The 12,505-nt window shown below is 60.7% G+C and carries 14 protein-coding genes; 3 read left to right on the top strand and 11 right to left on the bottom strand.

Annotation, left to right across the window (positions count from 1 at the left end; genetic code table 11):
- Positions 1 to 2: 2 nt before the first annotated feature.
- The 8 genes from H621_RS0105610 to H621_RS0105575 all read right to left on the bottom strand — a co-directional run bounded on the left by H621_RS0105610 (position 3) and on the right by H621_RS0105575 (position 7,184).
- Positions 3 to 1,433: a mechanosensitive ion channel family protein gene (locus tag H621_RS0105610; RefSeq protein ID WP_028942425.1), complete on the bottom strand. Its 1,431-nt coding sequence runs from the start codon at positions 1,431 to 1,433 to the stop codon at positions 3 to 5.
- Positions 1,434 to 1,520: 87 nt separating this feature from the next.
- On the bottom strand, positions 1,521 to 2,021 hold the full coding sequence (locus H621_RS0105605) for an outer membrane beta-barrel protein (protein ID WP_028942424.1): 501 nt from the start codon (positions 2,019 to 2,021) through the stop codon (positions 1,521 to 1,523).
- A 39-nt stretch (positions 2,022 to 2,060) separates the two neighbouring features.
- On the bottom strand, positions 2,061 to 2,744 hold the full coding sequence (locus tag H621_RS0105600; RefSeq protein ID WP_028942423.1) for a DUF3313 domain-containing protein: 684 nt from the start codon (positions 2,742 to 2,744) through the stop codon (positions 2,061 to 2,063).
- 115 nt (positions 2,745 to 2,859) lie between these two features.
- Positions 2,860 to 3,336, bottom strand: a complete 477-nt coding sequence (locus H621_RS0105595) for a hypothetical protein (RefSeq protein ID WP_245219030.1) — start codon at positions 3,334 to 3,336, stop codon at positions 2,860 to 2,862.
- Positions 3,333 to 4,085 carry a winged helix-turn-helix domain-containing protein gene (locus H621_RS0105590; protein WP_028942421.1) on the bottom strand — a complete coding sequence of 251 codons (753 nt, stop codon included), beginning with the start codon at positions 4,083 to 4,085 and terminating at the stop codon, positions 3,333 to 3,335. Before H621_RS0105590 ends, H621_RS0105595 begins: the two co-directional genes overlap by 4 nt.
- Before the next feature lie 212 nt (positions 4,086 to 4,297).
- Positions 4,298 to 5,197: a DUF4852 domain-containing protein gene (locus tag H621_RS0105585; protein WP_146117306.1), complete on the bottom strand. Its 900-nt coding sequence runs from the start codon at positions 5,195 to 5,197 to the stop codon at positions 4,298 to 4,300.
- 105 nt (positions 5,198 to 5,302) lie between these two features.
- On the bottom strand, positions 5,303 to 6,793 hold the full coding sequence (locus tag H621_RS0105580; protein WP_028942419.1) for a YifB family Mg chelatase-like AAA ATPase: 1,491 nt from the start codon (positions 6,791 to 6,793) through the stop codon (positions 5,303 to 5,305).
- 127 nt (positions 6,794 to 6,920) lie between these two features.
- A complete protein-coding gene (locus H621_RS0105575; protein ID WP_028942418.1) occupies positions 6,921 to 7,184 on the bottom strand; it encodes an accessory factor UbiK family protein in 264 nt (87 codons plus the stop codon).
- A 407-nt stretch (positions 7,185 to 7,591) separates the two neighbouring features.
- Here H621_RS0105575 and glnK point away from each other — a divergent pair, with 407 nt between their 5' ends.
- The 3 genes from glnK to sutA all read left to right on the top strand — a co-directional run bounded on the left by glnK (position 7,592) and on the right by sutA (position 10,100).
- Entirely contained in the window at positions 7,592 to 7,930 is a 339-nt protein-coding gene (glnK, locus tag H621_RS0105570) for a P-II family nitrogen regulator (protein ID WP_002555808.1), read from the top strand.
- 40 nt (positions 7,931 to 7,970) lie between these two features.
- On the top strand, positions 7,971 to 9,302 hold the full coding sequence (locus H621_RS0105565) for an ammonium transporter (protein WP_028942417.1): 1,332 nt from the start codon (positions 7,971 to 7,973) through the stop codon (positions 9,300 to 9,302).
- A gap of 474 nt (positions 9,303 to 9,776) precedes the next feature.
- Positions 9,777 to 10,100 (top strand): transcriptional regulator SutA, encoded by a 324-nt coding sequence (gene sutA, locus H621_RS0105560; RefSeq protein ID WP_028942416.1) that lies wholly within the window; start codon positions 9,777 to 9,779, stop codon positions 10,098 to 10,100.
- Between the two features lie 64 nt (positions 10,101 to 10,164).
- On the opposite strand, the gene H621_RS0105555 is transcribed toward sutA, so the two are convergent.
- From H621_RS0105555 to H621_RS0105545, 3 genes are read right to left on the bottom strand one after another with little or no spacing between them, the layout of a single operon-like run.
- The gene (locus H621_RS0105555) at positions 10,165 to 10,860 is read right to left on the bottom strand and encodes an HAD family hydrolase (RefSeq protein WP_028942415.1); all 696 of its coding nucleotides are present in this window, start codon (positions 10,858 to 10,860) and stop codon (positions 10,165 to 10,167) included.
- Positions 10,857 to 11,756 (bottom strand): tyrosine recombinase XerC, encoded by a 900-nt coding sequence (gene xerC, locus H621_RS0105550; RefSeq protein ID WP_028942414.1) that lies wholly within the window; start codon positions 11,754 to 11,756, stop codon positions 10,857 to 10,859. Before xerC ends, H621_RS0105555 begins: the two co-directional genes overlap by 4 nt.
- A complete protein-coding gene (locus tag H621_RS0105545; RefSeq protein ID WP_028942413.1) occupies positions 11,756 to 12,493 on the bottom strand; it encodes a DUF484 family protein in 738 nt (245 codons plus the stop codon). Before H621_RS0105545 ends, xerC begins: the two co-directional genes overlap by 1 nt.
- Positions 12,494 to 12,505 lie beyond the last annotated feature (12 nt).

Genomic DNA, 12,505 nt, shown 5'->3' with positions numbered 1-12,505 from the left:
AGCTATTTGTGCAGCCAGCTGAGAAAGCCGCCTTTCTTGATGGCTGCCGGTTTCTGCTCCAGCAGTGACTGATTGGTTTGCTGGCGGATGCGCTGCAGTTTGGTCAACGCGGTCTTGACCTCGTGGCGCTCCTCCAGGCAACTGCGCACATCGTCTTTGTCGATACGGTACAGCAGGCAACTGGTCAGGCTGCGGAACTCGGCGATGGACTGATCTTCATCGAGCAACCCTTCGGCCGCCAGCACTTCGCCGGGCCCCATGCGTCCGGCTTCGATCAGCTTGTCGCCATCACGGATCGACGCCGACACCACACCGGTGCCGATCACCAGCAAGTAATCCGAGCTGTCGCCAACTCCCAGGATGACCTGGTCGGGGAGGTACTCCACCGAGGTCATGCGCTGGCTGAGGTTGTCTTTCTCGTCGCTGGTCAGCGAGCGGAAGATACGCACGTCTTCGAGCAGTACCCGTTGCCGGTTCCAGCCCTGGGAAGACGGGGTATCGGCGTTCCAGACCACGCCGGTTGCTTCCAGGTGGCGGTGGGCCAGATCGAACATCTGGTTGCGTACTTCGGTTTTCTGGCCCATGGCGCCGACAAAGCCGCTGGCCTCGTACTCTACGTATTCGAGGGTCGAGCTTTTGATCGTTACCTTGGGGGCGGGTATGGCGAGCAATGCGCGGCTGCCCTGCAGGGTTTTTTCCAGCGCATCGATGACCCGTTTGGGGCGCACCTGCGCCGGCACCACCACGGTTATGGAGACGCCATGAACATCGCTTGGCCGGCTGAAATTGAGCAGCTTGGCCTTGGCCGCCACCGAGTTGGGGATCACCGCCATGCTGCCGTTGCTGGTGAGCAGGCGGGTGGCACGCCAGTCAATGTCGATCACCTTGCCTTCGGTGCCGTCGATGCTGATCCAGTCATCGATCTGATAGGGGCGGGTGGTGTTGAGGACAATGCCGGAGAACACATCGCTCAGGGTACTTTGCAGCGCCAGACCGATGACGATGGCCATGACCCCGGACGTCGCCAACAGGCCTTTGACCGGCAGCTGCATCACGTACGCGGCGGCAGCGACGATGGCCGCCAGAAAGATCAGTGCCCCGGCCACATCCTGCAGCAAGCGCCCGGCATGACCACTGCGGGAGATGATCAGCAGGCCGAAAATCACCGTGACGGTACGTGCGGCGAACAACCACCAGGCGATGGCCAGCACTGTTGCCAGAAGGTTGCGAGGCACATCCTCGATCCAGGGGGCAGGTTGCAAGGGGCTGACACCGGCACTGATCAGCACCCAGGTGAACAACAGGAACATGCCCAGGCGCAGGCCGATCCGCCAGTATCGCCGGTCAACGGGGATCACTTGCCAGAGCAGGAGATCGAGCGCTATCAGGCCGATGCCGATCAATAGCGGGTAACTCTGTACGAATGCGGACATACCGGACTCACAGCGGTGGGCTGTTGCTAGTAAAGAGCAGGTTGGCGCCAATTACTACTGCGAGTCCGGGGTGGCAATCGTGCGGGATCAGAACATGTAATAGACGCTGGCGCTGGTCTGATCCAGATCGAGATCGCCGACCTTGAGCACTTCTTGTTCAAGGCGCACGCCTAGATTGCGGAACACGTCGACCTCGACGCCCAGGCCGTAGGTCAAGTCCAGGTCGTTGCTGTCGCCAGCGATGTCGTTGTCGGCATCCCAGGCGTGTACCCCGGCGCTGGCAAACAGGCGCATCCGTTGGCCTACCGGTACACCGAAGTGGGCAGTGGCCTGCAGCGAGTGACCTTCAAAATCACCGTACTTGCCATCAAAGTTGCCCAGATCCACCCAGGCGCCTTCCACCGCAAGGTACGGGTTGAGTCGATAGCCGACAAAGGCCTTGTAGGCGTTGTCGTCGTCGCTGAGCTGGTGTTCGTCAGTTTCCACTCGGGTTATACCACCCCCCAGGTAAAGGCCTCGGTCATCCGCCATCACGCTCAAAGAGCTGAATACAAAGAGAGCGGCTACAAGCTGTTTTGCGAATTTCATCTTTCATCCAATGTGGTTGGTGGGTGGGGCGTGGCTGGATCAGGCCGACCCAGCAGGTTGGAACGCTCTGTCCAGGCGCTCACGAATCAGGCGTGCGGCGGTATCCATGGCGGGGTAGACGTCTTCGACGGCCGGGCCCTGGTCCTGCTCGATGTTTCTGCCGCTGGCGCGGTCCACGGCGCGAGCCAGGGTTTCACCGCTCAGGCTGTCGCTGACTTCGCTCTGGAAGAACAGATACAAGGTGTCGTCGCGAACACCGGTGGCATGCAGGGACAAGCCCACCAACATGCCGATGGGAATGTATTCAGTGACATTGGGATCACGCGGGGCGCGTTCGATGTCGGCAATCGATATCTGCAGCGACAAGGCCCGTGCAGTGGGTTTGTCGACCAATCGATAACCCGCCGTGGTCAGTTGCTTTTCCAGTTGCTCGCGAAAGTGCTGGCGCAACGTGTTGGCGTCGCCTTCGAAGTTGGCGAATCGAGGGTCATGGCTGTCGAATGAAAAGGTTTTTGGCAAGTTGATGAATATTGTCTTGTCGTGACTTTTTGAAAATGGCGCAGACGCGCGTTGCCAGGCGACAGTGCCATCATCGTGTTCAATGGTCTGCAACGGCGCAGCCGGCGTCTGAGCTGCAGGCATGGCCGTGTCGATACTGGGTGCCATCGAGCAGCCGAAAAGGCTCAATGAGAAGAGGAGCAGGGCGAGATTTTTGAATGGCATGAACGTTCCTGTTGGCGTCACCTGGGGGGTGACCGACGTATCCCCACTCTGGGCGGCGAGCGAGAAAAACAGGAATCAAAAATTGTTATTTATGGCCCTCAGGCGAGGGCTTGCGTCAGTCGTTCATGCACCTCAAGCGGTCCAGCTCGAGGATGTAATAGCACAGGGCATCCCGGTCATCGGGGATAACCGCCAGCGTCAGAATGGAGCCCAACCTGAAGTACTGGCGCGCAAACAGCAACTCCGAATTAGTGCTGACATCAAAGAGTTCTTCCTGGCGGCTGGCCTGAATATCTTCAACCTTGATTTTTATCCGCCAGCGCGAGGTATCGACAATGGAGGCCCCCACCGCGACATGCCGCTCTTTATCCCCCAGTCGCTCGAGGATACTGAGCACCGCGCTGGGTTCACTGATGGTCAGGCCATCTTTGAAGTCCATGATATCGCTGCCCATGAAGTGATGGCCTTCAGAGCGATAAGGTTGGCTGTTGATATAGGGGCGGGGGCGTGTAGCCAGCACCGTTGCCAGGCATATCAGAAATACACAAGTGATGATCAGGACATGACGCCAGGCGTGTGGGTAACGCGTCATGATCCGGCCACGCATTTTTTCAACATGCTGATGAAGTGCTCGTGCTGGAACTGAAATTCGAGGTTATAGGCGTCGCCGTTATCCCGCAGGCACGACAGGTTCATGCGCGTACCCGCCCGGCTGACGTAGACGCGCCCCCGCAGATTCTGTTCTGCCAGGTTGAATTCAACTAACTCGGCCTGGAGGTTATTCACGTCGGCTGGGTTTTTGCCGACCGCTGAAACGGCCAGGGGGCCTTGCAGGGCATCGACGATGTACAACTCGCCAGTGGGCTGATACCAGGCATACACCTGCCACATGGCAAACAGCGCGAACACAGACACCGCCAGGTAACCCGCCCGAATTGCCATGCCGACACCCTGGCTTCTGCCTGGCGGTGCTGCGGGCGCTTGCGGAGTGGGTGTCTCGGGCGCGTGGACCAGGTACTGGGTATTGAAGCGGTAACCCCGGCGCGGCACAGTGATGACGATGTCGTGATCCTTGCCGTCATCCAGCATGTTTCGGAGTGCAAAAATGGATTGGTTCAGGCTACCCGTCGAGACGACGCGATCCTCCCAGGCGAACTCGACAATGGCCTCGCGTGAGCAGACCGTCCCAGGGGAACTGAGCAGTATTTCAAGTATTCGGGAGTCTGCGCGTGGCAGTGACAGTGTCTCGGGCGCGCCGGGTATTTTGTGGATAAGGAGTTTGCAGTGTTCGGTATTGAATTCAACACGCGCACTGCTTTTAAGGCGAAAGTGGTAAATCATGAAGCAACACGCGCATTGTGAAATTTGTCGCCATTATAAGGCGCGCTGTTATTCAGGCAAGTCGATAGCAGGGGCTCGTGATGAAGGGGTTTTATTTATAGACTATTGGGTTCTATATATTTCAATATTGAAATAATTCACCCGGCCATCGATAAATGGCTTGCAGGTTCGCTGCAAGCCATGGGGGAGGCCGCTGTCAGGCGGTCGCCCGCTTACAGCGTATGACGGTACAGCACGACGTTTGGCTTGGTCTTGTCGACCAGCTCGATGTACTGCACCGACAGGAGGACAGCACGGATCGGGTCTGTGGCCCGGACATCACCCTTGATGGTTTTGTCGACGTAGCCGTACACGTGCATCTCAAGATGATCACCGCCACCGGCGGTACGCACCGCTTCGATAGCGCGCGCTTCATCGCCTTTGACCTTGATGGACTTCAACTGTTCGCCATTGGAGAAACCGAAGCGATAATCACGGGCATCATAGAACTCCAAATAGTGATGGCCACTATTGGAGACTTTGTATTTATTAGGGGTTCTTGCCGAGAGCAGCTTCTCGTCCATCGAGCTGAACAGCGTGCTGGTCAGCGGGAATTCTTCTTTCTCGAAGTCGTAGGGCTTCATGTCGATGGCGTGGGCGGTCAACGTCTTTTTATAAAAATCGTGAGTGCCGTATTTAGTGATTTGCTCCTGGAGCAGCGGCGTAATGGTTTTTTCGAGGTCTTTTTTGACGAACTCGTCGCGGGTCTTCGAGTACGTGTCGAGCCGCTCGGAAAGCTCATCGGTGCCGCGGAAGTAGCGGCCCGTGTTCAAGGTCTTGATGACGGCCACGGTGCCGTCTGGCTCGGGCATTTTGCCGTTGTAGATATAGGTGGCCTGGGTGCCCGAGGTGATCTCCCAGTAGTCGGAGCGATCATCTTGCAGCGCGTGGGCTGGCAAGCTGGTGACCAGGGCGGCATCGGGGTTCACAGCAGGCTTGGCTTCTTTGGCCGCTGCGGGGGCATTGGCAGGGGTAGTTGCCGAGGCAGGCGCCTCGCTGTCCGAGCATGCGACCAGGGCCAAGGACAGGGCACCCATACTTGTGGCAAGCGTAAGCTGTTTGAAGCTAATCATGGAGTTGAATACTTATGCGAGGGGAGTTAGTTGCGCGGGTTTTGTCGACTTGTAACTTTCGTTATTTCACCACATGAATAGTGGCACTTCAATGGCGCGCAGTTATTAATTGCCGGATCGATAGTGCAGCGCTTCGGCCAGGTGCTCGCGGTTAATGTGTGAGGCCTGGCCCAGGTCTGCCAGCGTGCGGGCGACCTTGAGCAGCCGGTGGGCGGCGCGCAGTGAGAGTGTCAGGCGTTCGCAGGCGCTTTCCAGCCACTGCTGGTCGGCTGTGGATAGCCCGCAGTGTTGGCGCAAACCCGGCAGATCGAGGAAGGCATTGGCACACCCCTGGCGCTGCTGCTGGACATCCCTGGCCTGGGCCACCAGCGCGGCAATGCTGGCGCTACTTTCACCGTTGTTGCAGCTGGCTGACAAAGCTGTAGCCTCGCGGGCGACAGTCAGGTGCAGGTCGATGCGGTCGAGGAGGGGCCCCGAGAGCTTGTTGCGGTAACGTTGGATCTGGTCGGTGCTGCAGCGGCAGCGGCCGGTCGGATCGCCCAGGTATCCACAGGGGCAGGGGTTCATGGCGGCGACGAGCTGGAAGCGGGCCGGAAAGCGGATTTTGTCCTTGGCCCGGGCGATGACGATTTCGCCGGATTCCAAGGGCTCGCGCAGTACCTCCAGTACGCGGCGTTCAAACTCTGGCAGTTCATCCAGGAATAATACGCCGTGGTGGGCCAGTGTTATTTCGCCCGGTTGCGGGCGGCTCCCGCCACCTACCAGCGCGGCACTTGAAGCCGAGTGGTGAGGGTGACGAAAGGGGCGTTGCGGCCAACTGCTCAGCGGAACGTGGCTGGCCACTGACTGGATCGCCGCCACCTCCAGCGCCTCGCGCTCATCCAGCGGTGGCAACAAGCCGGGAAGGCGGCTGGCGAGCAGCGTCTTGCCGGTACCAGGCGGGCCACTGAACAGCAGGTTGTGTGCCCCGGCAGCGGCTACCAGCAGCGCGCGTTTGGCGGCTTGCTGGCCCTGTACTTCATTCAGGTCGGGGTAGGGTTGTACCTGCAGCAGCAAGCCATTGGCGGCATAGGGTGGCAGCAGCGCCTGGCCGTTGAAATGCCCAATCAGCTCCAGCAGATGCTCGACGGCGTAAACCACCAGCCCACTGGCCAGGCAGGCCTCTTCGGCGTTTTCCCGCGGGATCACCAGTGCGCGCCCGGCTGCCCGTGCGGCCAGCGCTGCCGGCAGTACGCCTTGTACCGGCCGCACGGCGCCGGACAGCGCCAGCTCACCCAGGCATTCGACCTCGTCCAGTGCCGTGACCGGAAACTGCCCGTTGGCAGCCAGAATTCCCAGCGCGATAGCCAGGTCGAATCGGCCGCCGTCTTTCGGCAGGTCTGCCGGGGCGAGGTTGAGGGTGATGCGCCGGGCAGGAAACTCAAGGCCTGAATTGAGGATCGCGCTGCGAACGCGGTCTTTGCTTTCCTTGACGGTGGCTTCGGGTAGGCCCACCAGGGTCAGGGCGGGCAGGCCGTTGGCCAGGTGGGCTTCGACACTGACCTCCGGGGCCGATACGCCCACCTGGGCGCGGCTGTGGACAAGGGCGAGGGACATGAGCACTCCATGATCGTTGCAGGGGCCGCGTCCTGCGGCGTTGCAAGGATAGTGGGGTGGGGCGAGAGGCAGCGGGGAAGAGTGAGTCAGCTTTTTTCGGTAGGCGTGGGCTTGCCCCGCGATCGGGTTACTCAGCCGCTGGCGGGCTCAGGCGCGCTTCCATTTCAGCCACTTTGGCTTCCAGCGCTTCAAGGCGGGCGCGGGTGCGGGCCAGTACGACCATCTGGCTGTCGAATTCTTCCCGGCTGACCAGTTCCAGTTTGCTGAAACCGCTTTGCAGCAGGGCCTTGAACTGGCTTTCGAGTTCGGCGCGGGGCTGTGAGGTGTCGCCGCTGAACAGGCGCGAGGCTTGGTCGCTCAGGGCGTCGAGAAAGGCTTTGGGCGCGAGCATGTTCGGCTATCCGCAGGTATCCAAGGGGGCGCCAGTGTAGCACGCAGTTTTGCGGGCTTTTGGCTGCACGCTTTTCGCGCATTGCGGGGAAACATCGCGCACCGTTGTTGTGCGCCGAATCGGTGCTGGCGACTGGCCAAGTCAGGCTGCCAAACGTAAGTCACTGTAATTGGGTGAATTAACGGATCTGGCAAGGTTTCTGCTAAGACCTTCATGACCCATGCACTGATGCAGTCACCGTGACGAGCCAGGGTGCAGGCGGAGTATCACGCTGTTTCGTCATGTGCGGTTTCTGGTGTTGACCGGGGATATGAGGTCGACGGTGCGTTACAAAGCCAGGCGCTGCGCTTAGACTTGAGTCGGGTTTGTTTTCCTGGGGCAAGTCCACCAATTCGGGAGAGAGTTTCATGAAGCTAGTCACTGCCATCATCAAGCCGTTCAAGCTGGACGACGTGCGCGAGTCGCTGTCCGAAATCGGCGTGCAGGGCATTACTGTCACTGAGGTCAAAGGCTTCGGTCGGCAGAAAGGTCATACCGAGCTGTATCGCGGCGCTGAATATGTGGTCGATTTCCTGCCAAAAGTGAAGATCGACGTCGCCATCGACGACAAGGATCTGGATCGGGTCATCGAGGCAATCACCAAGGCAGCCAACACCGGCAAGATCGGTGACGGCAAGATTTTCGTGGTCAATCTGGAGCAGGCGATTCGCATCCGTACCGGCGAAACCGATACCGACGCGATCTAAAAAAGCCTCACCAAACCCCAACGCCCCAGGAGATAACAACATGACTCTGCGTCAATTCGCAGGGCTAGGAGCCCTTTTGTCCCTCGTAATGCCCGGCCTGGCCCTGGCAGAGGAGGCAGCCCCCGTCCTCAACTCCGGCGACACCGCCTGGATGTTGACCGCCACAGCCCTGGTACTGTTCATGACCATCCCTGGTCTGGCCTTGTTCTACGGCGGTATGGTGCGTTCCAAGAACGTGCTTTCGGTGATGATGCAGTGCTTTGCGATCACGGGTCTGATCAGTGTCCTGTGGGTGGTCTATGGCTATAGCCTGGCGTTCGATACCACGGGTATGGAGCAAGGCGTAGTCAATTTCAATTCCTTCGTCGGTGGCTTGTCCAAGGCCTTCCTGGCTGGCCTGACGCCGTCGAGCCTGACGTCTCCAGCGGCGCTGTTCCCTGAAGCCGTGTTCATTACCTTCCAGATGACCTTTGCGATCATCACGCCAGCGTTGATCGTCGGTGCCTTTGCCGAGCGCATGAAGTTCTCGGCAATGCTGATCTTCATGGCCATCTGGTTCACTCTGGTCTACGCACCGATTGCCCACATGGTATGGAGCGGCAATGGCGCCCTGATGTGGGACTGGGGCGTGCTGGACTTCGCCGGTGGCACCGTGGTGCATATCAACGCCGGTATCGCAGGCCTGGTAGCGTGCCTGGTCCTGGGCAAGCGCAAGGGCTTCCCGACCACGCCGATGGCCCCGCACAACCTGGGCTACACCCTGATGGGCGCGGCAATGCTGTGGATCGGCTGGTTCGGCTTCAACGCCGGCTCTGCGGCCGCCGCCAACGGCACAGCCGGCATGGCCATGCTGGTCACCCAGATCGCTACCGCCGCTGCGGCACTGGGCTGGATGTTCGCCGAATGGATCAGCCACGGTAAGCCAAGCGCCCTGGGCATCGCTTCCGGCGTGGTGGCCGGCCTGGTCGCCATCACTCCGGCGGCCGGTACGGTCGGCCCGATGGGCGCCCTGGTGATCGGTCTGGTGTCGGGTGTGGTCTGCTACTTCTGCGCTACGAGCCTCAAGCGCAAGCTCGGCTACGACGACTCGCTGGATGCCTTCGGCGTTCACGGTATCGGCGGTATCGTCGGGGCGATCCTCACCGGTGTGTTTGCAGCCCCGGCACTGGGTGGTTTCGGCACCGTCGAGGACATCGGTGCGCAAGTGTGGATTCAAGCCAAGGGTGTCGGGTTCACCGTGATCTACACCGCGATTGTCACCTACGTGATTCTCAAGGTGCTGGATCTGGTCATGGGCCTGCGGGTCAATGAAGAAGAAGAGTCGGTCGGTCTCGACCTGGCGCAACACAATGAGCGCGGCTACAACTTGTAACGCCCTCGAAAAAACTTGCCCGGCTCGCCGGGCATTTTTTTGTCTGCAGTTTGTCGATTTCCTACAGCGCAAACGGTTTCTTTCGACGCTTTTGCCGCTGCTTTTCGGGCTGTCTTGGCGAAGGTCGAAAACTTACAGGCCGGAGAGATATTTAGGCACTTTGCTTTTTCTCTGGGCACGCTAGAATGCGCGCCGAAGGGTGCAGACAAGCTGTCCGCAAACTTCGCTACCCTTTGCTAGGCTTGCCATTGAGCAGGCTGATCACGCCAGGGTAGGTCGACGACGTACTGTCGGCAGCTCTTTTATTTTGTCAGGTCCTGCCAAGAGCGGGGCTTGCACGGCGTTCGCCATATGCCATGGCGCATGCCTGAGGTGGCGGCAAACCCGCGGCCCTTGAATTTTTTCCGGTAGCTGTCGATTCCCGGCGCTGCTGGTCTATAACTAATCTGCTTTTCGCAAGTCATGAGGTAGAACATGAGCGACGACGATCTGGAAACTGACGACCTCGAAGTAGGCGATGAAGACGAAGGCGATGAAGGCCTCGAAGCGGCAGCTGATGACGTAGCTGACGACAGCGGTGACGATAGCCCGGCTCCCGTTGCCAAGGGCAAGTCCAAGGCCGCCGTCTCGGTAGACGAGATGCCGAGCATGGAAGCCAAGCAGAAAGAACGTGATGCGCTGGCCAAGGCCATGGAAGAGTTCCTCTCCCGTGGTGGCAAGGTGCAGGAAGTGGATGCCAACGTGGTCGCCGATCCGCCCAAGAAGCCAGATAACAAGTATGGCAGCCGCCCTATCTGAGCGGTTGCGTCAACACGAAAGCCCGCCGTCGCTGCGGGCTTTTTTGTGCGCGGTCGGAGTACGTTCAGCGCCAGCTGTTGAGCAGCTCGGGCAATTGCGACAGGCGCTGGATTTCGGCGTCAGGGCGGCTGTCGGCTTCCCAGGCCTTGCCTTGTGGGTTGAACCAGATCGCCCGCAGGCCGGCCCGCTGTGCCCCGGCAATATCATCGCCGGGATGGTCGCCGATATGCACGGCGGCGTGCGCTTCGACCTGGCCGTGGCGCAAGGCTTCGAGGAAGGGTTGCGGGTCGGGCTTGCCTACTCCCAGGTCCTCGGCGCAGAGGGCGAACTTGAAGTAGTCGGCCAGGCCCAGGCGGCGTACATCGGCATTGCCGTTGGTGACCACGCCGAGGGTGTAGTGGTGGCGCAGAATCTCCAGCACCGGCTGTACCTCGGGGAAGATGTCGATCTGGTGACGGGCATGCAGGAACACCTCGAACCCTTCGTTGGCAAGTTCCCGCGCCTTGTTCTCGCTGTAGCCGACATCTTCAAGGGCGTGGAACAGCACGCGCCGGCGCAAGGCGCTGATGCGGTGCTTGAGGCCGGGCTCGGCCAGTACCAGGCGCTCACGGATGGCGTACAGGTGCTCCACGGGGACGGCGCCAAGGTCCGGGGCGTTGGCGGCCAGCCAGTCGCGCAGGACGGCTTCGGCGCTGACGATCACCGGCGCGGTGTCCCACAAGGTATCGTCCAGGTCGAATGTGATCAGCTTGATACTCATGAATCGCTGCCCTTACTGCGTTTGGCCCGAGGGTGGGCGCTGTCATAGACAGCGGCCAGGTGCTGGAAATCAAGGTGAGTGTAGATCTGTGTGGTGGCGATGTCGGCATGGCCGAGCATCTCCTGCACTGCACGCAAATCCTGGGAAGACTCAAGCAGGTGGCTGGCAAAGGAGTGACGCAGCATGTGCGGGTGCAGGTTCTGGCCCAGCTCCCTGACACCGGCGGCCTGTACACGCATCTGGATGGCGCGTGGGCCGAGGCGTCGCCCTTGCTGGCTGACGAACACGGCACCGTCCTGCGGGCCGCTGCCGGCGCGCAGGGGCAGCCATTGCTCCAGGGCTTCGCGGGCCTTGCGACCGACCGGCAGTACCCGGGTCTTGCTGCCTTTGCCGTGTACCTGGACCAGGCCTGCCGGCAGGTCCAACTGGTCGATGTTCAGGCTGGTCAGCTCCGACAGGCGCAGGCCCGATGAGTAGAACAGTTCGAGCATGGCCTGGTCGCGACGGGCGAGAAAATCGTCCTCTACCCCGCCTTCGAGCAGCTGCAGGGCGCGGTCGGTGTCGAGGGTCTTGGGCAGGCGCCGCTCCCCCTTGGGTGCCGACAGGCCGTTGGCCGGGTCGTGGCTGCACAGGCCCTCGCGGTTCAGGTAGCGGTAGAAGCCGCGTACTGCTGAAAGCAGTCGTGCCAGGCTCCGCGAGGATTGCCCCTGGTGATGCTGGCGGGCGATGAACTGGCGAAGCTGCTGGATCTGCAGCGCGTTCCAGCTATCGATGCCGCTTTTGGTACAGAACGCCAGGACGTTTTCCAGGTCGCGGCGGTAGGCCAGCTGGGTGTGTTCGGACACCTGGCGTTCATTGCGCAGGTGCGCACTGAACGCCTGCAGCTGGCGCTCCATCAGCGCACCGGGCGCAGGGTCTGGGTGAAGCGCGGTACTACGCGGCCCAGCACTTCAGCAATGTAGCCGAGGAACAGGGTGCCGACCGTGCTCTTGTAGTGCTGCGGGTCACGGCTGCCAATCGCCAGCACGCCGTGCAGGCCCTGGTGGTTGAGGGTGGCGACGGCAGTGGAGCCGACTTCCTTGCGCTGTTCTGCGCCAAACAGGAAGTCCAGCTCATGCTCGCGCAGGTTGCCGCTGACGGTCTTGCCGCTGCACAGCAGCCCGCCAATGGCTTGCTGGGCGTCGGCACTGTTGACCCAGCGGCCGACCGGGGCGGCACTTTCGCCGAACAGGATGAGGCTGACGAAGGGCACCTTGAATTCCTGGCGCAGGCTGTCTTCGACAGCCATGACCACGCTTTCCAGGCTGTCGGCATCAAGCAGGTCGAGGATCAGGCGGCGGGTCTTGTCGAACAGACGGTCGTTGTCGCGGGCCACATCCATGAGTTGCGAAAGGCGGTGTCGCATCTCGATGTTGCGGTCGCGCAGCAGCTTGAGCTGGCGCTCCACCAGCGAGACGGTGTCGCCGCGCTGGTGGGGGATGTGCAGTTCGCTGAGCAGTTCATCATGCTCGGCGAAGAACGTCGGGTTGTCGCGCAGGTAGGCAACCACGGCTTCAGCCCCGAGGGTGGGCGTCGAGCCCTCGGCGCTAAGGTCGGTGGGCTGTTCGGCGGGAGCCTGGGGCTGATCGGTCATGGTCGATACTCA

Source organism: Pseudomonas vranovensis DSM 16006, from assembly GCF_000425805.1.
Classification (GTDB): Bacteria; Pseudomonadota; Gammaproteobacteria; order Pseudomonadales; family Pseudomonadaceae; genus Aquipseudomonas; species Aquipseudomonas vranovensis.
This window is presented reverse-complemented; position numbering and strand designations above follow the sequence as displayed.

Coding starts and splice junctions, on each gene's coding strand:
- H621_RS0105610 (WP_028942425.1), bottom strand. CDS start 1,433: ATGTCCGCATTCGTACAGAGTTACCCGCTATTGATCGGCATCGGCCTG.
- H621_RS0105605 (WP_028942424.1), bottom strand. CDS start 2,021: ATGAAATTCGCAAAACAGCTTGTAGCCGCTCTCTTTGTATTCAGCTCT.
- H621_RS0105600 (WP_028942423.1), bottom strand. CDS start 2,744: ATGCCATTCAAAAATCTCGCCCTGCTCCTCTTCTCATTGAGCCTTTTC.
- H621_RS0105595 (WP_245219030.1), bottom strand. CDS start 3,336: ATGACGCGTTACCCACACGCCTGGCGTCATGTCCTGATCATCACTTGT.
- H621_RS0105590 (WP_028942421.1), bottom strand. CDS start 4,085: ATGATTTACCACTTTCGCCTTAAAAGCAGTGCGCGTGTTGAATTCAAT.
- H621_RS0105585 (WP_146117306.1), bottom strand. CDS start 5,197: ATGATTAGCTTCAAACAGCTTACGCTTGCCACAAGTATGGGTGCCCTG.
- H621_RS0105580 (WP_028942419.1), bottom strand. CDS start 6,793: ATGTCCCTCGCCCTTGTCCACAGCCGCGCCCAGGTGGGCGTATCGGCC.
- H621_RS0105575 (WP_028942418.1), bottom strand. CDS start 7,184: ATGCTCGCGCCCAAAGCCTTTCTCGACGCCCTGAGCGACCAAGCCTCG.
- glnK (WP_002555808.1), top strand. CDS start 7,592: ATGAAGCTAGTCACTGCCATCATCAAGCCGTTCAAGCTGGACGACGTG.
- H621_RS0105565 (WP_028942417.1), top strand. CDS start 7,971: ATGACTCTGCGTCAATTCGCAGGGCTAGGAGCCCTTTTGTCCCTCGTA.
- sutA (WP_028942416.1), top strand. CDS start 9,777: ATGAGCGACGACGATCTGGAAACTGACGACCTCGAAGTAGGCGATGAA.
- H621_RS0105555 (WP_028942415.1), bottom strand. CDS start 10,860: ATGAGTATCAAGCTGATCACATTCGACCTGGACGATACCTTGTGGGAC.
- xerC (WP_028942414.1), bottom strand. CDS start 11,756: ATGGAGCGCCAGCTGCAGGCGTTCAGTGCGCACCTGCGCAATGAACGC.
- H621_RS0105545 (WP_028942413.1), bottom strand. CDS start 12,493: ATGACCGATCAGCCCCAGGCTCCCGCCGAACAGCCCACCGACCTTAGC.